This window comes from Rhodanobacter lycopersici, from assembly GCF_040812335.1.
In the GTDB taxonomy this organism is placed as follows: domain Bacteria; phylum Pseudomonadota; class Gammaproteobacteria; order Xanthomonadales; family Rhodanobacteraceae; genus Rhodanobacter_A; species Rhodanobacter_A lycopersici.
The window spans coordinates 856,743-875,911 of the sequence record NZ_JBFOHK010000002.1 but is presented as its reverse complement, the minus strand read 5'-3'; the positions used below and the strand labels follow the sequence as shown (position 1 = coordinate 875,911).

At 67.7% G+C, this 19,169-nt stretch carries 15 protein-coding genes; 7 read left to right on the top strand and 8 right to left on the bottom strand.

The window, feature by feature from the left end:
* Window positions 1–52: 52 nt before the first annotated feature.
* Genes recQ through lptF form a run of 4 tightly spaced genes read right to left on the bottom strand, consistent with a single transcriptional unit; the run spans window position 53 to window position 5,207 of the window.
* A complete protein-coding gene (gene recQ, locus ABQJ54_RS10755; RefSeq protein ID WP_367854286.1) occupies window positions 53–1,867 on the bottom strand; it encodes a DNA helicase RecQ in 1,815 nt (604 codons plus the stop codon).
* A gap of 60 nt (window positions 1,868–1,927) precedes the next feature.
* Window positions 1,928–2,947: a low-specificity L-threonine aldolase gene (gene ltaE / locus ABQJ54_RS10750; RefSeq protein WP_367854285.1), complete on the bottom strand. Its 1,020-nt coding sequence runs from the start codon at window positions 2,945–2,947 to the stop codon at window positions 1,928–1,930.
* A 35-nt stretch (window positions 2,948–2,982) separates the two neighbouring features.
* Window positions 2,983–4,080 (bottom strand): LPS export ABC transporter permease LptG, encoded by a 1,098-nt coding sequence (gene lptG, locus ABQJ54_RS10745; protein WP_367854284.1) that lies wholly within the window; start codon window positions 4,078–4,080, stop codon window positions 2,983–2,985.
* Window positions 4,077–5,207 (bottom strand): LPS export ABC transporter permease LptF, encoded by a 1,131-nt coding sequence (gene lptF / locus ABQJ54_RS10740; RefSeq protein ID WP_367854283.1) that lies wholly within the window; start codon window positions 5,205–5,207, stop codon window positions 4,077–4,079. The genes lptG and lptF overlap by 4 nt, the downstream gene beginning before the upstream one ends.
* A 95-nt stretch (window positions 5,208–5,302) precedes the next feature.
* Here lptF and ABQJ54_RS10735 point away from each other — a divergent pair, with 95 nt between their 5' ends.
* Together ABQJ54_RS10735 and ABQJ54_RS10730 are read left to right on the top strand one after the other, a co-directional pair.
* Entirely contained in the window at window positions 5,303–6,790 is a 1,488-nt protein-coding gene (locus ABQJ54_RS10735) for a leucyl aminopeptidase (protein WP_367854282.1), read from the top strand.
* Window positions 6,791–6,861: 71 nt separating this feature from the next.
* Entirely contained in the window at window positions 6,862–7,284 is a 423-nt protein-coding gene (locus ABQJ54_RS10730) for a DNA polymerase III subunit chi (RefSeq protein ID WP_367854281.1), read from the top strand.
* 18 nt (window positions 7,285–7,302) lie between these two features.
* On the opposite strand, the gene ABQJ54_RS10725 is transcribed toward ABQJ54_RS10730, so the two are convergent.
* Window positions 7,303–10,911 carry a hybrid sensor histidine kinase/response regulator gene (locus tag ABQJ54_RS10725; RefSeq protein WP_367854280.1) on the bottom strand — a complete coding sequence of 1,203 codons (3,609 nt, stop codon included), beginning with the start codon at window positions 10,909–10,911 and terminating at the stop codon, window positions 7,303–7,305.
* Window positions 10,912–11,069: 158 nt separating this feature from the next.
* Here ABQJ54_RS10725 and ABQJ54_RS10720 point away from each other — a divergent pair, with 158 nt between their 5' ends.
* The 3 genes from ABQJ54_RS10720 to ABQJ54_RS10710 are packed head-to-tail and all read left to right on the top strand — an operon-like array spanning window position 11,070 to window position 12,825.
* Window positions 11,070–11,693: a YceI family protein gene (locus ABQJ54_RS10720; protein WP_367854279.1), complete on the top strand. Its 624-nt coding sequence runs from the start codon at window positions 11,070–11,072 to the stop codon at window positions 11,691–11,693.
* Window positions 11,690–12,271, top strand: a complete 582-nt coding sequence (locus tag ABQJ54_RS10715) for a cytochrome b (RefSeq protein ID WP_367854278.1) — start codon at window positions 11,690–11,692, stop codon at window positions 12,269–12,271. The genes ABQJ54_RS10720 and ABQJ54_RS10715 overlap by 4 nt, the downstream gene beginning before the upstream one ends.
* Window positions 12,268–12,825: a YceI family protein gene (locus ABQJ54_RS10710; protein ID WP_367854277.1), complete on the top strand. Its 558-nt coding sequence runs from the start codon at window positions 12,268–12,270 to the stop codon at window positions 12,823–12,825. Before ABQJ54_RS10715 ends, ABQJ54_RS10710 begins: the two co-directional genes overlap by 4 nt.
* Before the next feature lie 114 nt (window positions 12,826–12,939).
* Here the strand turns inward: ABQJ54_RS10710 and ABQJ54_RS10705 are convergent, their stop codons facing one another.
* Window positions 12,940–13,176 carry a glutaredoxin family protein gene (locus tag ABQJ54_RS10705; RefSeq protein ID WP_367854276.1) on the bottom strand — a complete coding sequence of 79 codons (237 nt, stop codon included), beginning with the start codon at window positions 13,174–13,176 and terminating at the stop codon, window positions 12,940–12,942.
* A 76-nt stretch (window positions 13,177–13,252) separates the two neighbouring features.
* Here ABQJ54_RS10705 and ABQJ54_RS10700 point away from each other — a divergent pair, with 76 nt between their 5' ends.
* Complete coding sequence (locus tag ABQJ54_RS10700; RefSeq protein WP_367854275.1) at window positions 13,253–14,635, top strand: L-serine ammonia-lyase; 1,383 nt, start codon at window positions 13,253–13,255, stop codon at window positions 14,633–14,635.
* 228 nt (window positions 14,636–14,863) lie between these two features.
* Here ABQJ54_RS10700 and ABQJ54_RS10695 read toward each other — a convergent pair whose 3' ends face one another.
* On the bottom strand, window positions 14,864–15,880 hold the full coding sequence (locus tag ABQJ54_RS10695) for a tetratricopeptide repeat protein (RefSeq protein ID WP_367854274.1): 1,017 nt from the start codon (window positions 15,878–15,880) through the stop codon (window positions 14,864–14,866).
* Between the two features lie 308 nt (window positions 15,881–16,188).
* Here ABQJ54_RS10695 and ABQJ54_RS10690 point away from each other — a divergent pair, with 308 nt between their 5' ends.
* Entirely contained in the window at window positions 16,189–17,850 is a 1,662-nt protein-coding gene (locus ABQJ54_RS10690; protein WP_367854273.1) for an APC family permease, read from the top strand.
* Window positions 17,851–18,364: 514 nt separating this feature from the next.
* Here the strand turns inward: ABQJ54_RS10690 and ABQJ54_RS10685 are convergent.
* Window positions 18,365–19,159 (bottom strand): dienelactone hydrolase family protein, encoded by a 795-nt coding sequence (locus ABQJ54_RS10685; protein WP_367854272.1) that lies wholly within the window; start codon window positions 19,157–19,159, stop codon window positions 18,365–18,367.
* Window positions 19,160–19,169: the final 10 nt, after the last annotated feature.

The window sequence follows — 19,169 nt, the reverse complement described above, 5'->3', positions numbered from 1 at the left end:
CTTCCGTTGTAAGCAGATCCGGCGACGGGCACAAGCGCGCCGCCGCCGCAACTCACTCGGCCGCGTTGATCACCGCGAGGAAATCGCGCCCGTAACGCTGCAGCTTGGCCGCGCCCACGCCGCTGACCTGGGCCAGTTCGTCCTCGTTCGCGGGCATCGCGCGCAGCATCGCCAGCAGCGTGGCGTCATGGAACACCACGTAGGGCGGCACGCCCTGCTGACGCGCGAGCTGGGTGCGCAACGCGCGCAGCGCATCCCACAGCGGCTGCTCGTAGGCCTCGATGCCGAGGTTGGCACCGGTGACCAGCTGGCTGTCGCGCCGACGGCGCGCGGAACGTACCGGTTTGGCATCCTCGCGCAGGTGCACCTCCCGCTTGCCCAGCAGCACGTCGCGGCTGGCCGCGGTGAGCCGAAGCGTGCCGTAGCCTTCCGCATCGGTGGCGAGCAGGCCGGCGGCGAGCAACTGGCGGAACACCGAGCGCCAACCCTTCTCGTCCATGTCGGCGCCGATGCCGAAGGTGCTGAGCTTGTCGTGGTCGAGCTGGCTCATCCGCTCGTTGTCGATGCCGCGCAGGATGTCGATGACGTGGCCGGCACCGAAGCGCTGGCCGCTGCGGTACACCGCCGACAACGCTTTCTGCGCAGGCACCGTGGCGTCCCAAGTCTTCGGCGGCTCGACGCAGTTGTCGCAATGGCCGCAGGGGCCGTGGTAGTCCTCGCCGAACGCGCCCAGCAGCAATTCGCGCCGGCAGCGCGTGGCCTCGGCGTAGGCCAGCAGCGATTCCAGCTTCTGCCGCTCGATGCGCTTGCGCTCGTCCGCCGATTCGGACTGCGCGATCATCTGGCTCATCGTCACCACGTCGGCGAGGCCGTAGATCATCCATGCCTCGGCGGGCAGGCCGTCGCGGCCGCCGCGGCCGGTCTCCTGGTAATAGCCTTCCATGCTGCGCGGCAGGTCGAGGTGCGCCACGAAACGCACGTCGGGCTTGTCGATGCCCATGCCGAACGCGACCGTGGCCACCATCACCACGGCGTCCTCGCGCAGGAAGCGCTGCTGGTTCCTCGCGCGCGTGGCCGCGTCGAGGCCGGCGTGGTACGGCAAGGCCTCGATGCCGGCCTCGGCCAGCCACGCGGCGGTGTCGTCCACCTTCTTGCGGCTGAGCGCGTAGACGATGCCGGCCTCGCCGCGATGGCCGTCGAGGAACTGCATCAGCTGCGTGCGCGGGTTGTGCTTCAGCATCACGCGGTAGCCGATGTTCGGCCGGTCGAAGCTGGAGACGAACTGGCGCGCATTGCCCAGCGCGAGGCGCTCCACGATCTCCTCGCGCGTACGCGGGTCGGCGGTGGCGGTGAGCGCAATGCGCGGCACCTGCGGAAAGCGCTCGTGCAGGATGGTGAGTTCGCGGTACTCGGGGCGGAAGTCGTGGCCCCACTGCGACACGCAGTGCGCCTCGTCGATGGCGAACAGCGCGATTTCCGTCTGTTCGAGCAGACCGAGGAAACGCCCGGTGAGCAGGCGCTCCGGCGCCACGTAGAGCAGGTTCAGCTCGCCCGCCAGCAATTGCCGCTCCACCTCGCGCTGCGCCTGCGCATCGAGGCTGGAATTGAGGTACGCCGCCGCCACGCCCGCCGTGCGCAGCGCATCCACCTGGTCCTGCATCAGCGCGATCAGCGGCGACACCACGATGCCGGTGCCCTGCCGCAGCAGCGCCGGAATCTGGTAGCACAGCGACTTGCCGCCGCCGGTGGGCATCAGCACCAGCGCGTCGCCGCCTTCGGCCACGTGCTCGACGATGGCCTGCTGCTGGCCGCGGAAAGCGGGGTAGCCGAAAACGCTGTGGAGGATGTCGAGCGCGCTGGAAATCATCGCACGCATCCTAGCAAACCGGCGCCGCAGGCCGGACGGCGCGGAGGCAGCGGAACCGTGTCAGGTTTTGCCGAAGAAATCGCGGAACGCGCGCACCACCCGCTCGATGCCCGCATCGTCCACGTCCAGATGCGTCACCAGCCGCAAGGTGGGCAGGTAGCCGATGCTGATGCGGACGCCGGCTGCGCGCAGATGGACATCCAGTGCCTGCAGGCGGTCGGCGGGAACGTCGACGAACACCATGTTGGTGTGCTGGCCGAGCAGGTTCACGCCAGCGATTTCACGCAGGCAGCCGGCAAGATACGCCGCACGGCGATGATCGTCGGCCAGCCGCGACACATGATGGTCCAGCGCGTGCAGGCACGCGGCCGCAAGCATGCCGGCCTGGCGCCAGCCGCCACCGGCGACCTTGCGCCAGCGCCGCGCCTTCTCGATCAGCGGTGCGGACCCCACCAACACCGAACCCACCGGCGCACCGAGGCCCTTGGACAGGCAGATCGACACGCTGTCGAAATGCTGCGCGATGGCGCGCGCGCCGACGCCGTCCGCCACGGCCGCGTTGTACAGGCGCGCCCCGTCCAGGTGCAGCGCCAGCCCGCGCTCGCGGGCGAAATCGTGCGCGGCGTGCAGGTAATCCAGCGGCAACACGCGGCCGTGCCAGGTGTTTTCCAGCGCCAGCAGGCGGGTACGCGCGAAATGCGGGTCGACCGGCTTGATCGCCGCGGCAATACGTTCCAGCGGCAAGCTGCCGTCTTCGGCCTGCACGATGGGCTGGGGTTGGATCGAGCCCAGCACCGCCGCACCACCACCCTCGAACTTGTAGGTGTGCGCATCGGCGCCGACCAGGTATTCGTCGCCGCGCTCGCAATGGCTCATCAGCGCCAGCAGGTTGCTCTGCGTGCCGCTGGGCACGAACAGCGCGTCCTCGAACCCGAGATCCCCGGCCAGCCGCCGCTGCAACGCGTTGACGGTGGGATCCTCGCCGTAGACGTCGTCGCCCACCTCGGCGTCCAGCATCGCGGCACGCATCGCCGGCGTGGGGCGAGTGACGGTATCGCTGCGCAGGTCGACCAGGTTCATCGCGGGCGCTCCTCGTTGGTCAGGCCTGCTCTTGATCAGGCATGCTTGCGGAAATGCAGCCACGCCGCCAGCGCCAGCAAGGTCGCGGGCAGCAGGTTGGCGATCAGCGGCGGTATGCCGTAGACGGTGCCGAAGTTCACTATCGCCTTCTGCAGGAAGTACCAGGTGATCGCCAGCAGCATGCCGATGAAAATGCGCTTGCCCAGGCCGCCGGAACGCATCGTGCCGAACGCGAACGGCATCGCGCACAGCACCAGCACCAGCACGTTGAGCGCGTACAGCGCGCGCGTCCAGAACTCCACCGCGTAGACGCCGGGGCGTTCGCCGTTGGCTTCCAGGTAGCGCATGTTGCGGCGCAGGTCGCGCATCGACAGGTATTGCGGCTGGATCGCCGACTGCGCCAGTACCTGCGGGTTGAGGCTGGAATTCCACTGTTCGCTGGCCGCGGCGCGGCTGTGCACGCCGGTGTCGTCCAGCGTGGTGCTGCGCACGTCGTGCAGAACCCAGGTGTGGCCGTTGTGGTCGGCGGTCTTGGCCCAGTCGAAGCGGCTGAGCTGGCCGTCCTTGGTGAGGGTGAACACGCGCACGTCGATCAACTGCACGGTGTCGTGGTCGCCGCTGCGGATCGCCACGGCGCCGCCACGCGCGTTGATGATGTGGTCGCCGTCGCGTGCCCACATGCCGCTGCCGGTACTGCCGATGTTGTTGGCCTTCAGGCGCAACTGCATGGCATTGCCGAGCTGGTCGCCCCACGGTGCGACGGTCTCGCCCAGGATCACCACGCCCACGATCAGCGCGGCGATCACGCCGGTGGCCGACACAGCGATGCGCAGCCGCGACATGCCGGAGGCGCGCAGGGCGGTGAGCTCGCTGGTGGCGGCCAGTCCGCCCAGACCCAGCAGGCTGCCGATCAGCGCCCCGTTGCCGAACATTTCATAGGCGCGGCGCGGCGTGGTCACCAGCACGTATACCGCCGCGTCGGTCAGCGTGTAGCCGTTCTTGCCGATGTTGGCGAGCTGGCGCACGAACTGCGTCACCGCATCAAAGCCAGTGAGCACCAGCCACACGCCGATCACCGAACCGAGCACACTGAGCGCCACCAGCTTGTCCACGCGCTTGAGGCTGAGGCTCATGCGGGCAGCGCCTTGTCGTTGCGCGGCTTGTTGTCGCCGGATTTGCGCGGTGCATATTGCTTCCACCACAGCCAGCCGGCGAGGGCGATCATCACCACGTGCAACAGCCAGAGTGCGGTCTGGTGATGCCAGTGTCCTTTGTCGATCTGCGCGCGCCCCAGCGCCAGCAGCAGGTAGTAGAGGTAGAAGGTGGCCATCGCCAGCATCAGGCGGCCATAGCGCGGCTCGCGCGGACTCTGCCGCGACAGGGGGAGGGCCAGCATCAGCATCACCAGGGTCAACGCCGGGGCATTGGTGCGCCAGGCCAACTCGGCGCGCGCATCCGGTGTGGTGGCATGCAGCAGTTGCAGCGTGGTCATGCTCTCGGCCGGGTCCTCGTTGTCGTCGCTGTCGGTCACGGTGGAAAGCGAGCTGTCATTGCGCTCGTACTGCATGCGCCGCCAGTTGTCCGCACCCAGCGGGATGTCGTACTGCCAGCCGGTGTGGAACGCGATGAAGCGGTTGGAGCCGTTGCTCTCCTGGTACAACTCGCCGTTGCTGGCGGTGACCACCTTGACGTGGTCGGGGCCGCCCTTGCTGGGACGCTGGGTGGACACGAAGCTGCGCCCGAGCTTGGTGCCGTCCTGGCTCAGCGCATCGGTGAAGATGATGCCGCCCTTGCCCGGCAGTTCGGTGAAGCGCCCGGCGTCGAGGCCGGCGGCGATCACCGAGCGGTTCGCCACGGCCACCAGGTTGTCGCTGGTGGCCGAGGCCCGCGGACCCAGCCACAGCGACACCACCGCGGTGAGCAGCACCAGCACCACGGCGAGGATCGAGGTCGGCCGCACCAGCCCACGCGGGCCCATGCCTGACGACATCAGCACATGCATCTCGCTCTCGCGGTACATCCGCCCCAGCCCCATCAGCACGCCGATCATGCAAGCCAGTGGCAGCATGCTGGTGAGCTGCTGCAGCGTGCGCAGGCCCAGCACCTGGAACATCACGCTGGCCGGGAAGCTGCCCTTGGCCACCTGCTGCAATACACCGGCGAACGCGGTACCGGCCACGATCACCACCAGCACCACCACGGTGGCGGCCACGGTCTGCGCCAGCTCGCGCAGGAAATAGCGGTCGAGAATGCTCAGCATGCGATAAACTTGTGGGCTACCGTCAACGCCGATCCGGCCGGCGAACCGCCAGTTTAGCCGGTTCGCAGCCCGACGCGCCCACGCAGGAATGTCCCATGACCCTCCAGTTCAGCCTCGCCACCGTCGCCCCCGAAGCCGCCGACACCGCCTGCGTGCTGGTGGGCGTGTACGAACAGGGCGTACTGACCAGTGCGGCTGCCCGCGTGGACGGCGCCATCGGCGGTGCGATCAAGCGCCAGGTGGAAAGCGGCGACATCAGCGGCAAGGCCGGCAGCACCACCCTGATCTACGCACCGGCCGGCATCACGGCGAAGCGCGTGCTGGTGGTGGGCCTGGGTGCGCAGAAGGGTTTCGACGCAGCCCGTTACCAGAAGGTGGCCATCGAGGCTGCACGCGCGCTGGGCAAGCTGCCGCTCACCGAAGCGGTGTCGTACCTCGCCGAGGTGGATGTGCCCGGCTGCGACGCCGCCTGGCGCGTGCGCACCGCGGCGCTGGCCGCCGACCACGCCGCCTACCGTTACACCGCCACCTTCAAGCCGCGCGAGAAGAGCACGCAGCCGGAACTGGCCGCGCTGGCCTTCGCCGCCGGCATCGAGGCGCAGGCTGGCCTGGAGCAAGCCGGCGCTATCGCCGAGGGCGTGCGCTTCGCGCGCGAACTGGCCAACCTGCCGCCGAACATCTGCACCCCTGCCTACATCGCCGGCCAGGCCGAGGCCTTTGCCGAGGCGCATGGGCAGGTGAGCTGCACGGTGCTCGACCACGTCGAGATGGAAAAGCTGGGTTTCGGCTCGCTGCTCGCGGTGGGCCGCGGTTCGGCGAACAAGCCGAAGCTGATCGCGCTGCAGTACCGCGGCGGTGCCGAGGGTGAAGCGCCCTACGCCTTCGTCGGCAAGGGCATCACCTTCGACACCGGCGGCATCAGCCTGAAGCCCGGTCCCGGCATGGAGGAGATGAAGTTCGACATGGGCGGCGCGGCCGGCGTGCTCGGCGCCTTCGTCGCCGCGGTGAAGATGGGCCTCAGGCTCAACCTGGTCTGCGTGGTGCCTTCGGCCGAGAACATGCCCGATGGCGACAGCTACCGTCCGGGCGACGTGCTCACCAGCCTGTCCGGCCAGACCATCGAGGTGCTCAACACCGACGCCGAGGGTCGCCTGATCCTGTGCGACGCGCTGACCTACACCGCACGCACCTTCCAGCCGCAGGCGATGGTCGACGCCGCCACGCTCACCGGCGCCTGCGTGATCGCGCTGGGCAAGCACGCCAGCGGCCTGTTCAGCAAGCACGACGACCTCGCCGCCGAACTGCTCGCCGCGGGCGAGCATACGCTGGACCGCGCCTGGCGCATGCCGCTGTGGGACGACTACCAGGTGCAGCTCGACTCCGGTTTCGCCGACGTCGCCAACATCGGCGGCAAGAGCGCCGGCGCGATCACTGCCGCCTGCTTCCTGTCGCGCTTTGCCGAAGGCCAGCGCTGGGCGCACATGGACATCGCCGGCACGGCATGGGACGAAGGCCGCAAGGGCCTGGCCACCGGCCGACCGGTGGCACTGCTGGCGCAGTGGCTGATCGATCGCGCCGGCTGACTGGGATCACGCCATGACAACGCCGTCGTTCCGGCGCAGGCCGGAACGACGCACACCGAAAGGCTGTCGCCATGCCACGCGCCGATTTCTACCTGATCGACAAGCCACGCTTCCGCGAGCAGCCGCTGCTGCTGGTGTGTGAACTGGCGAAGCGTGCGTTCACGGCACAGCAATCCACCCTGATCCTCGCGCGCGACCACGCACAGGCCGAAGCGCTCGATGAATGGCTGTGGGCATTCGACGAGGATGCGTTCATCCCGCACCAGCTGGCCGGCGACGACGACGACGCGGACACTGCCGTGCTGATCGTGCCGCCCGGCGTGGACACGCCCGACCGGCCGCTGCTGATCAACCTGCGCGAGAGCTGTCCCGACGGCCGCTGCGAACGCGTGCTGGAAGTGGTGGCCGCCGACCCGGCCGAGCGCGACGGTTCGCGCCTGCGCTGGCGCGAGTATCAGCGCCGCGGCTTCGAACTGCACAAGAACGACATGTAACGCTGCACACTGCGGCACTCAGTCTGCCGCGACGTCGGCCCGCTCGTCCGCCCCCCGCAGCACCTGCGCCAGCATTGCCGCCAGCTGCTCGCCGCTCAGCGGCTTGCGCAGGAACCCGTCCATGCCGGCCGCGCGCGCCTGTGCCTCGTCCGCGCCGCCCGAGCGTGCGGTCACGGCCACGATCGGCGTACGCTTGCCCGTCTCGCGCTGGCGAATCAGCCGCGCCACCTGGAAGCCGTCCACTCCCGGCAGGTCCAGGTCCAGCAGCACGGCGTCGCAGGGGTTCCGCTCCAGCTCGGCCAGCGCCAGCAGACCGTTCGCCACGTGGCAGGCCGTGTGGCCCTGTTGCTGCAGCAGGCCCGTGATGACGGCCGCCACGATGGGATCGTCCTCCACCAGCAGCAGCCGAAGGCCGCGTTCGCCACCTGGCGGCGGCGAAACCTGCTCGTTCGATGCGTGGCCCACCTCGATCAGCGGCAGGCGCACCAGGAAGGTGCTGCCATGGCCGAGGCGTGACTGCAGCTCGATGCTGCCGCCCATCATCTCCACCAGCTCGCGGCAGATCGCCAGGCCCAGGCCACTGCCGGCGCGGCGCTGCGGGCTTTCCTCCTGTTCGAAGCGCTGGAACAGGCGCGCCTGGCTGCCTTCGGGAATGCCCGGACCGGTGTCGCTGACGCTGAACAACAGGCTGTCGCCGCCGTGTGTGGCGCGCAACGTGACACTGCCGTGCTCGGTGAACTTCAACGCGTTGTTGGCGAGGTTCAACAACACCTGCTTGATGCGTACCGCATCGCCCACCGCCTGCGCGGGCAACTCGTCGGCAATCTCCACCACGAAACGCAGCCCCTTGCTCCAGGCCAGGCCCTGCTCCAGTTGCGCCACGTCCTCCACCAGCTGGCGCGGATCGAATGGCGCCGGCTCCAGCTCCAGCCGGCCAGCATCGATGCGCACCAGGTCCAGCGCATCGTTGAGCAGCTTCAGCAGCATGCCGCCGGAGCGCTGCATGGCCTTGGTGTAGTCCTGCTGCCGACTGTCGAGCGGCGTATTCAGGAGCAGCTCGGCCATGCCCATCACGCCGGTCATCGGCGTGCGGATCTCGTGGCTGAGCGTGGCCAGGAACTGCGTCTTCGCCGCGCTGGCCTGCTCGGCCAGCGCGCGCCGCTGCTCGATCAGCTCGATGCGGTGGCGCTGCGCCAGCCGTCGCCGCCACGATCGCATGATCCAGCCCACCACCGCCACCAGCGCCAGCACGTACAGCAGCCAGGCCCACCAGCGCAGCCACGGCGGCGCCTGCACATGGATGCGCAACGGCGTCGCCAGCTGGCCCCACGCTCCACCGGCGCCGGCCGCCTCCGCATGCAGGGTGTAGTCGCCGGCACGCAATCCGACGAATTCGCGGTCGCCGCGGTCACCGGTATCCACCCATCCGTCGTCCATGCCGTCCATGCGGAAGCGGTAGCGGTTCGCCAGCGGATTGATGTAGGAAAGCGCCCGGACGCTGACGCGCAGGTCGCGATCCTCCCAGGCCAGCGCGACATTCTGCTGGCTGGTGGGCAAGGCATGTACGCCCCGGTTGTCGCGCACGTCGATGCCGACCACGGCCAGGAGGGGAGCCATCGCCTTGCCGTGAAGTCGCAGCGGGTTGAAGCCGATCACGCCACCTTGCGTAGGTGCATAGAACGGGCCGTCAGGCGTCAGCTGCACGGCGCCATTGATGAATTCGCTGTTGATCAGCCCGTCCTGCACCCCGTAGCGCTTGAACTTGCCGGCGACCGGGTCATAGCTCCACAGCCCGGTCTGGCTGAAGATCCACAGGCGCCCCGTGCGATCCGTTTCCATGCCCAGCACCACCGGACTGGTCCACCCTTGCGCGGCCCCCACCACGCGGTCACGGACGGCGCGGCCATCCTGCCAGTGGTAGTGCTCCAGCCCGTCGTCGCGCAGCAACCAGAACGTCGCCCCGATCTGCGTGAAGGAGAGGATGTCCTCGCCCCGCGGCACTCCGGGGACGAATTCCATGCGCCGGGTGGCAGGATTCCAGCGCATCAATCCCTCATGGTTCGCGTACAGGAGCTTGCCGTCCTGCACGTCCAGACCCGACGGCCGGATGTCGACGTCCTTCGCATCGACCGGCATCGGTACCGGGGTGATCTGCAGCGTTTTCGTGTCGACCCGGACCAGGCCATCCTTTGCCACGGTGACGTAGATCGCGCCATCGCTCCCCTTCACCAGGATCTCGGGCCGGGCGAACTGCTTGTGGTCCCCGTCTATGACCGTATCCTTTCCGTCCTGGTAGCAATGCAGCGAACCGCGCACGGTGAACCACAGGCTGCGGCCGTCCTCGGCCATCGCGATCACTTCGGTCTTCAGGCCGTCGAGCACGTGTTCGACCTTGCCGGTAGCCGGATCCAGCTTGTCGATCTTGCCGCGCTCGCCGACCCAGAGTTTGCCGTCCGCGCTGGGCGTCACCACCGAGGCCAGCGTGTCGCGCAGGCTGTCGGGATCGTCGGGGATGTGCGTATAGCGCGAAAACTCCTCCCAGCCCGGCGCCAGATACGCAATGCCGCCATCGTAGAACGTGAACCACAATCCGCCTTCGCGGTCCGTGATGACGCGCCAGGTCCATTCGCCGGGCAGGCCGCCCAGCACCAGCGGCTGGCTGTGGAAGCGATGGATGCCAGTGCGCGGGTCGACCATGACCACGCCGTGCAGCGTCACCATCCACAGGCGGCCGGAACGATCACGCGCGCTGTCGAAGACGTACTCCGGCGCCATCTCCGCCGCGGAGAACATCGGCCGCGCCACGCCGTCACTGTCGAGGTGCAGCAGGCCGAGCCGCGTGCCGATGCGCAGGTCCTTGCCGCTGCCGTTGATGCGCCAGATCTGATCGGGCTTGTCCTCGCCGTGCACCACCTCGACCTGATGGATGCTGCCATCCGGCACTCGCTTCAACAGCAGGCCGGACCAGGTGCCGATCCACAGCGTGCCATCGCTGTCGACCTTCAGCGCACCAACCATCTTGTCCCTGTCCTTCTGCCTGTTGCTGCTGCCGCCGACGATGGCCTGCAGATAAAGCACATGCTCCAGCCGGCTGCCATCCGGCGACAGATGGTCCAGACCATTGCGGGTACCCACCCACAGGCTGCCGTCACTGTCTCGCGCCAGCGAGGTCACCACGTCGCTGGACAGGCTCGCCGGGTTCTTCGGGTCGTGCCGCCAGTGCTCGAAACGGCCCGTGGCCGGATCGAACCGGTCCAGCCCGGCGTCGCCGGTGGCTATCCACAGCTTGCCGTCGGTCGCGCACACCAGCTGGGTGATGTCGTTGGACGACAGCGCATTCGCCTCGCCCGGCACATAGGCCCAGGTCTTGAACTCCACGCCGTCGTAGCGCACCAGCCCGCCGGAGCCGCCGAACCACATGAAGCCATCCTGGTCCTGCACCACCGCGTTGATGGCCGAACTGGGCAGGCCATCGCCCATGTCGAAATGCCTGAACTGCGGCGTGGGCAGCAGTCCGGTGGCCGCGGCCGGGGCGACGACCGGCATCGCGACGTCCGCACGTCCCGCGCCACCGGTGGCGGGCGCGGCAGCGGACAGGACAGCCCCCAGCACGAGTGAAGCGAACATGGTGTATCCCCTGCACCTCGGTTCCATCATGCCAAAACCGTGATGCCCGCGCGAGCGCGCCCGCATCGCCGTGACGACGGCATCGGCCTCCCGGCACGAACACTGCGTTTCAGCCCCGATGCTGGCACCCGGATCGGCAATCATCCAGACTTCGCCGCATGCCCCGTGCGCATCCCACACGCTGGTTGTCGCTGTTGCTGGCTGTACCGGCCATGGCCGCGTTCGCCGGCACGCACGAGTATCGCTATGACACCGTGCACAGCCAGATCGTCTTCAGCATCGACCACAACGGCTACTCGCGGCCGTTCGGGCGGCTGCACATCGCCCGCGGCTGGCTGCGCCTGGATCCGGACGACCTGAGCCACGCAGGCACGGAGCTCGACATCGACCTGGCTGGCGTGGACATGGGCGACGCCGGCTGGAATGCGGCGGTCTGCGGACACGCCCTGCTGGATTGCGCGCAATATCGCGAAGCGCATTTCGTCAGCCGTTCAGTCGAACGCACCGACTCCAGCCACGGCGTGCTGCACGGCACGCTCACCCTGCACGGCGTGAGCCGCCCGCTGGCCATCCCGTTCCGCCTCAACCGCGTGGCCCGCACGCTGTACGGCCTGCATACCGTCGCCGGCTTTTCGGCCACCGCCAGCCTCGACCGCACCGACTTCGGCATCACGGCCTTCCCCGACTCCATCGGCCACCGCGTATCCGTGTGGATGGAACTGGAAGCGATCCGCGACGATCATGCCCCCACCAGCGCCTCCACCACCAAAGGCTCTCCATGAAACTGCGCAGCGACGTCAACCACTGGGGCGCGATTGCCAAATCCTTCCACTGGATCGTGGCGCTGGCCATTCTCGGCAATGGCGTGTTCGGCCTGTGCATGGACCTGGCCAGCAACCCGATGCAGAAGATCAACTGGCTGGCGCTGCACAAGTCGATCGGCCTCACCGTGCTGGCGCTGATGCTGCTGCGCCTGGCCTGGCGCTGGCCCGACGGCCGCCCGCGCGAGGAGCCGGCACCACGCTGGCAACTGGTCGCCGCGCGTGCCACTCATGTCGTGCTGTACCTGCTGGCGCTGGCGCTGCCCCTGAGCGGCTGGTGGTACAACTCGGTGACCGGCAAGCCGCTGCAATGGTTCAAGCTGTTCAACCTGCCGGGCCTTGCTGCGAAGAACGACGCGCTGCGCCATTTCTCGCATGCGGTGCACGAATACCTGTTCTGGTTCCTGGTGCTGGTGCTGGTGGCGCACGTGGGCGCCGCGCTGAAGCACCATGTGTTCGATGGGGACGACGTGCTACGGCGCATGCTGCCGTTCGGCAGGCTGCGCAACGACAAGACGCAAGCAGGAGAACGCTCATGAAGAAGATCCATCGCCTCGGCGCCGGCCTGTTGCTGGCGCTCACCCTGCCCGGCGCCGCGCTGGCCGCCGACTACACCATGCAGCCCGCCAGCGTGCTGGGCTTCACCGGAAGCTTCCAGGGCGCCAGCTTCGACGGCAGCTTCAAGCAGTGGCATGCCGCAATCAGCTACGACCCCGCCCAGCTCGCGCGGTCGAAGTTCGATGTCGACGTGACCATGGCCAGCGTCGCGGTGAGCGACAAGGACCAGCAGGGTGCACTGCCGGGCAAGGATTTCTTCGACGTGGCGCAGTACCCCACCGCGCACTTCGTCACCACCGGCTTCCGCCAGGCGGGTGGCAAGGTGATCGCCGATGGCAAGCTCACCCTGCGCGGCATCACCAGGCCGGTGAGCCTCGCGGTGGACTTCAAGCCGCAAGGGAAGAACGCCATCCTCGACGTGAACGGCACGCTCAAGCGGCTGGACTTCGGCGTGGGCGGCGGTGACTACGCCGACACCTCGGTGATCGGCGCCGACGTGAAGGTGCACGCGCACCTGGTGCTGGCGGCGAAATGATTCTCCGGCAGAGCGCCGCCCGTGCGCGATGCCGCCGGCACCCGTAGGAGCGGCTTCAGCCGCGATTGCCTCACGGTGGCAGAGTCGCGGCTGAAGCCGCTCCTACGGCCGCTCCTACCGGGCTTCGAGGAGAAAGGCGCGCACCGCCGCAGCATCGAACGGCCAGTCCAGTTCGCGGCCGTCGCGCGCGTCACGCAGCACAGGCACGCGCGTGCCGTAGCGCGCTTCCAGCTCCGGCGCATCGTCCACCCACACGCTGTCGAACTCCGGCACCTGTGCATCGGCCAGCACCGCCAGCGCCAAGTCGCACAGGTGGCAGTAGTCGCGCTGGTAGAGGACGAGATCGGACATGCGGGTGCGGACGGACTGCCAAACGGAAGGTGCCCGCGTAGAATAGCGGTTATCCCTTTCCCACTCGCAGCGCACCATGGCCGTCAGCGTATTCGACCTGTTCAAGATCGGCATCGGGCCGTCCTCCTCGCACACGGTGGGCCCGATGCGCGCCGCGGCGCGCTTCGCCGAACGCTGGCTGGAGGAAAAGGGCGTGCTGGACCGCGTGGCGCGCGTGCGTGCCGAGCTGTACGGCTCGCTGGCGATGACCGGCCGCGGCCACGGCACCGACAAGGCCGTGCTGCTGGGCTTCGAAGGCCAGCATCCGGACACGGTCGACGCCGACGCGATTCCCGGCATCCTCGAACGCATCCGCGGCAGCGGCCGCATCCGCCTGCTCGGCAGGCACGAGATCGCCTTCGACGAAAAAGCCGACCTGGTGTTCAACAAGCGCCAGAAGCTGCCGTTCCACACCAACGGCATGCGCTTCAGCGCCTACGACGCCGACGGCAACGAGCTGGCCACGCGCGACTACTACTCGGTCGGCGGCGGTTTCGTGGTGAACCAGGACGAGGCCGCGGAAGACCGCATCGTCGCCGACACCACCGAGCAGCCCTACCCGTTCTCCACCGGCGACCAGCTGCTGGCGCTGTGCGAGAAACATCACCTGACCATCGCCCAGCTGATGCTGGCGAACGAAGCCGTGTGGCGACCCGCGGCGGAAACCCGCGCCGGCCTGCTGACCATCTGGAAAGCGATGCAGGACTGCGTCACGCGCGGCCTGCGCTCGCCCGGTACCCTGCCCGGTGGCCTGCACGTGGCGCGCCGCGCGCCGGCGATGGCCGAGGAGCTGCGCAACCAGCCCGAGGCCGCGCTGAAGGATCCGTTGACCATCCTCGACTGGGTCAACCTCTACGCGCTGGCGGTGAACGAGGAGAATGCCGCAGGCGGCCGCGTGGTCACCGCACCCACCAATGGTGCCGCCGGCATCGTGCCCGCCGTGGGCCACTACTACCTGCGCTTCTGCCCCAAGGCCGACGAGAACGGCATCCTCGACTACCTGCTCACTGCCGCCGCGATCGGCATCCTGTACAAGGAAAACGCCTCGATCTCCGGCGCCGAAGTGGGCTGCCAGGGCGAGGTCGGCGTGGCCTGCTCGATGGCCGCCGGCGGCCTCACCGCCGCGCTGGGCGGCAGCATCCACCAGGTGGAGAACGCCGCCGAGATCGGCATGGAGCACAACCTCGGCCTCACCTGCGACCCGATCGGCGGCCTGGTGCAGATTCCCTGCATCGAGCGCAACGCAATGGGCTCGGTGAAGGCGATCAACGCCAGCCGCATGGCGCTGAAGAGCGACGGCAAGCACCGCGTCTCGCTCGACAAGGTCATCAAGACCATGCGCGACACCGGCCGCGACATGAAGGACAAGTACAAGGAAACCAGCCGCGGCGGCCTCGCGGTGAACGTCATCGAGTGCTGAGGCGCGCAAGGCTGCTATCGCCACCTCCCGCTCGCCGGTTCACGGCTCGCCTTGCACGTCCGCGGCATGCGCTTCGACGCATCCCGTGACCGTTCCGACTTCGCGCGGCGGCTTGCCGTGAACGCCATCGAATGCCGATCGCACTCCGATGATGCACCTGTCTTCTCCCTGCACGGGAGCAGGCGCCGAGAACGACGGCGGACCTGCCTCGCAGCGCGGCGGCGTCGGCTACGGCGCCTTTGATTGCGTGTTTTTTTGGCGTGACGCCATTTCGGCATCCACTTTCGCCTCGAGCGTCTGCAGTTGCCCGGGTGAAAGCTGCGTGGCCACTTGGGACATATAGTCGGCGGCACCCTCGAGCTGGTGGTTTGCGTCCATGCGGCTGGCGATGGCGAGCTGATACCACGCTTGCCGCGGATCCTTGGCTACGCCGCTGCCGTTTGCGTAGGCGATGCCCATCGCGTAGTGGCCCAATTTGTCATTGGCCGCCAGCGCCTGGCGAGCCAGCGGCATGGCCCGCGCCGGGTCCTTTGGCACATTCATTTTGCCAGTGAGGTACAGCGTGGCCAACGTGCCCGCCGCTTTCGCGTTGCCCGCGGCGGCCGCCTTCTGCATCCAGTCGATGCCTGCCTTGGTATCGACGTGACCCAGCAGATTGGTCAGATAAAATTGGCCGAGCATGGCTTCGGATTCAGGATCGCCCTTCCGCGCCGCCAGCAGCAGCCAGTGCCTGGCGGCCGCCGGATCCTTCTGCGCGCCCATCTGGCCGAACGCATATGCCATCGCCAGCATCTGCATGCCTTTGGGGGAGCCGCCGCCGGCGGCTTTTTGAGCCCAGGCCATCCCCTCCTGCGCGTTGCCGGCGATCATGCAGGCGAAGGCCAACGCAGCCATGTGATCGGCGTTGTGGTCGATCTGGACACTCTTCTTCATCCACTCGATGGCCGTGGCGAAATTCGTCTTCCGGGTCAGCGGATTGCTCGCCATGTAGCCCGACCCGAACATCCATGCACCATCCGCACTGCCTTGCTCGGCGGCCTTGCGAAACCAGTCGTTGGCCGCTGCCCGGTCTTCCGGTTTGCCGTCGTCCAGCAGGGCATGTCCCAGTGCCACCTGTGCGGCGACATCGCCATTGGCAGCGCGTTGCCGAAGCTCGTCGGGAACCGGTTTGCCTGCGGTGGCGTGCGCAGTGATCGCAACGCCCATCAGGACGGACCATGCCAGGATCGTGCAATGACGATGCATGATGACGTACTCCTTGCCCCCGGTAGGGGCCGATGCTAAACGCGGACGATCAACGATTCAACGACGATCCGATGCGCTCTGGCACCACGTCATGTGCAGAATCCTGGGGCACGTGGCTCGGCCGGGCGGCAGATCGGCTTTGGATGGCCGACAGGCCGCTTCGATCATCGATTCAACGACCTGGGTGTTGCGCTGCGCCACGGATCGCGACTTCAAGCGGGCTGACAGTCCCTTGATCGGTCTGTCATCATCAACTCCTTGTGTCGCCCAGAGAGGCGGCCCGTCGTTCTACTGACCTGGGGACCTGCATGTCTCAATCTCCGATCCGCCGCGACGTCGGCCCGTTCGCCCTGATGCTTACCGGCCTGGGCTCGATCATCGGTTCCGGCTGGCTGTTCGGCGCCTGGCGCTCGGCGCAGATCGCCGGTCCCGGCGCGATCTGGGCCTGGGTGATCGGCGCGGTGATCATCCTGTTCATCGCGCTGACCTATGCGGAACTGGGTGCGATGTTCCCCGAATCCGGCGGCATGGTGCGCTACGGGCACTACTCGCACGGTTCGCTGGTGGGCTTCATCGCGGCATGGGCCAACTGGATCGCGATCGTCTCGGTGATCTCGGTGGAAGCGGAAGCCTCGGCGCAGTACATGTCCTCGTGGAAATGGGCGTGGGCGAAGGACCTCTACCACCAGGCGCCAGGCGGCCACGGCGAGCTGAGCGCGGCCGGCCTCGCCATCGCCGCCGCGCTGGTGATCGCGTACTTCCTGCTGAACTTCTGGAGCGTGAAGCTGTTCGCGCGCTCGAACACCGCGATCACGCTGTTCAAGCTGGTGATCCCCGCGCTCACCGCGGTGCTGCTGATCGCCAGCGGCTTCCATCCCGAGAACTTCAGCGTCGGCATCCACGGCGAGGTGCATGCGATCGACTTCGCGTCGGTGCTCACGGCGGTGGCGATCGCCGGCATCGTGTTCAGCTTCAACGGCTTCCAGAGCCCGGTGAACCTCGCCGGCGAGGCGCACAACCCCGGCAAGAGCATCCCGTTCGCGATCGTCTGCTCGATCGTGCTGGCCACGGCGATCTACGTGCTGCTGCAGGTGTCCTTCATCGGCGCGGTGCCACGCGAGATGCTGGCCAACGTGGGCTGGCACGGCATCAACTTCAGCTCGCCGTTCGCCGACCTCGCGATCATCCTCGGCCTGCAATGGCTGGCCACGCTGCTGTTCGTCGACGCGGTGATCAGCCCCAGCGGTACCGGCATGACCTATACCGCCACCACCGCGCGCATGCTCTACGGCATGGAGCGCAACGGCACGCTGCCGAAGATCCTCGGCCACGTCCACCCGAAGTGGGGCGTGCCGCGCCCGGCGATGTGGGTGAACCTCGCGGTGTCCTTCCTGTTCCTGTTCTTCTTCCGCGGCTGGGGCACGCTGGCCGCGGTGATCTCGGTGGCCACGATCATCTCCTACCTCACCGGCCCGGTCAGCGTGATGACGCTGCGCCGCACCGCGCCCGGCCTGCACCGCCCGCTGCGCCTCGCCGGCCTGCCGGTGGTCGCCGGCATCGCCTTCGTGATGTCCACCGAGCTGCTGTACTGGGCCAAGTGGCCGCTGACCGGCGAGATCATCCTGCTGATGGTCGTCGCGCTGCCGATCTACTTCTACTACCAGGCCAAGTCCGGCTGGCACGACTTCGGCCGCCAGATGAAAGGCGCCTGGTGGCTGGTCGCCTACCTGCCCTCGATCGCCCTCGTCTCCTGGGCCGGCAGCACCACCTTCGGCGGCAAGGGCTACCTGCCCTACGGCTGGGATCTGGTGGTGGTCGCGGTGATCGGCTTCGTGTTCTACCTATGGGGCGTGAAGTCGGGCTGGCGCACGCCGTCGGTGGAAGCGGCCGAGCTGGAGGCCCACGCACGTCCGGATGCACCGGTGGTGCCGCCGGATGAGTTTGCGGCGGAGCGCGTCAGCGGACGCTGAGCCCTCGCGGCAACACGGTCAGCCCGCTTGACCACACTGCTCCAAGACAGTTTCGAGCGCCTGTCAATACGCCACTTCTCGAAAAGATCGCCGCGCAATGCGCGGCGATCTGCTGTTGCTTCTGGCGCGCACGATGCGCGCCTGCTCTCTTCCGGGGCCCCTGGGCGGCGGTGAGGGGGGACGAATAGGCCGCGTAGCGGGCGAGCCCATGGATGGGCTCGCCTTTTCGCGCGGGCAGGAGCCCGCTCGAAAAGCCCGGACCCGACTCACGGACTTGCCGTCCATGGATGGACGGCAAGCGCCAACCGGGGTGTCGTTTCCTCTTGGTTACCTCTCCTTTGGACAAGCAAAGGAGAAGTAACTCGCGCCGCGACAGCGGTGCGAAATCGCTTTGAAACTCACGAGTGAAGAGCAAAGAACCCTGTACCCCTACCCCTCTTCCTCGCTCCTCAAAGCAGGGCCATCCATGGCCCTTCCCCGCGTCCGCAAGTGGGAGAGGGGAAATCGTGCGCGATCAATCGCGTCCCGCAAACGCCTCCCGCAACCACGCATGCATCAACGCGTAGGAGCGTGCGGCCACCTTTGCGTCGTACTTGCAGCCCGGCGAGTTCTCACCCACCTCGGTGAAGCAATGCACCGCGTGGCCCAGCACCACGAATTGCCAGTCGGCCGGGCTCTGGCGCATCTCATCCATGAACTTGTCGGCATCCTTCATCGTCCACGTGTCGTCGGCGCCGTTCATCGCCAGCACGCGGGCCTTGATGTGCTTCGCCATCGATGCATCGTCAGTGGACAGGTCGCCATGGAAGGACACCACGGCCGCGACATCCGCACCACTGCGGGCGAGGTCGAGCACCGCCGCGCCGCCAAAGCAGAAGCCGATCGCGGCGAGTCTCGCGGTGTCGATCGGCGCATCCTTCGCCTGCGCCTTGAGCTGTGCCAACGCTGCGTTGATGCGTGACCGCATCAACGCACGGCTTGCGTACAGCGGCTTGACGGCCGCCTGTGCCTGGTCGGCGTTGTCCAGCTGCGGACGCACGTTGGCGCCGTACATGTCGGTAAGCAGGATCACGTAGTCCTTGCCCGCGATCATCTCGGCCTTCTTGATCGCCTCGTCGTTCACGCCGAACCAGTTCGGCACCATCACCAGGCCCGGGCGCTTCGCGCTGCTCGCGTCGTCGTACACCAGCACGCTGTGGAAGCGCGTGCCGCCCAGCGTCCATTCGACCGGACGATGCACCATCTTCGCCTGGGCGGCGAAGGCGAACGCCGAAAGCAACACGGCACTGCAGAATCGAACGATGCGCATGACTGACCCT

What these genes read in the sequence shown, in the direction of transcription:
- ABQJ54_RS10725 (WP_367854280.1), bottom strand. Translation starts at nt 10,911, where the DNA reads ATGTTCGCTTCACTCGTGCTGGGGGCTGTCCTGTCCGCTGCCGCGCCC.
- recQ (WP_367854286.1), bottom strand. Translation starts at nt 1,867, where the DNA reads ATGATTTCCAGCGCGCTCGACATCCTCCACAGCGTTTTCGGCTACCCC.
- ABQJ54_RS10720 (WP_367854279.1), top strand. Translation starts at nt 11,070, where the DNA reads ATGCCCCGTGCGCATCCCACACGCTGGTTGTCGCTGTTGCTGGCTGTA.
- ABQJ54_RS10735 (WP_367854282.1), top strand. Translation starts at nt 5,303, where the DNA reads ATGACCCTCCAGTTCAGCCTCGCCACCGTCGCCCCCGAAGCCGCCGAC.
- lptF (WP_367854283.1), bottom strand. Translation starts at nt 5,207, where the DNA reads ATGCTGAGCATTCTCGACCGCTATTTCCTGCGCGAGCTGGCGCAGACC.
- ABQJ54_RS10690 (WP_367854273.1), top strand. Translation starts at nt 16,189, where the DNA reads ATGTCTCAATCTCCGATCCGCCGCGACGTCGGCCCGTTCGCCCTGATG.
- ABQJ54_RS10710 (WP_367854277.1), top strand. Translation starts at nt 12,268, where the DNA reads ATGAAGAAGATCCATCGCCTCGGCGCCGGCCTGTTGCTGGCGCTCACC.
- ABQJ54_RS10730 (WP_367854281.1), top strand. Translation starts at nt 6,862, where the DNA reads ATGCCACGCGCCGATTTCTACCTGATCGACAAGCCACGCTTCCGCGAG.
- ABQJ54_RS10685 (WP_367854272.1), bottom strand. Translation starts at nt 19,159, where the DNA reads ATGCGCATCGTTCGATTCTGCAGTGCCGTGTTGCTTTCGGCGTTCGCC.
- lptG (WP_367854284.1), bottom strand. Translation starts at nt 4,080, where the DNA reads ATGAGCCTCAGCCTCAAGCGCGTGGACAAGCTGGTGGCGCTCAGTGTG.
- ABQJ54_RS10700 (WP_367854275.1), top strand. Translation starts at nt 13,253, where the DNA reads ATGGCCGTCAGCGTATTCGACCTGTTCAAGATCGGCATCGGGCCGTCC.
- ABQJ54_RS10695 (WP_367854274.1), bottom strand. Translation starts at nt 15,880, where the DNA reads ATGCATCGTCATTGCACGATCCTGGCATGGTCCGTCCTGATGGGCGTT.
- ltaE (WP_367854285.1), bottom strand. Translation starts at nt 2,947, where the DNA reads ATGAACCTGGTCGACCTGCGCAGCGATACCGTCACTCGCCCCACGCCG.
- ABQJ54_RS10705 (WP_367854276.1), bottom strand. Translation starts at nt 13,176, where the DNA reads ATGTCCGATCTCGTCCTCTACCAGCGCGACTACTGCCACCTGTGCGAC.
- ABQJ54_RS10715 (WP_367854278.1), top strand. Translation starts at nt 11,690, where the DNA reads ATGAAACTGCGCAGCGACGTCAACCACTGGGGCGCGATTGCCAAATCC.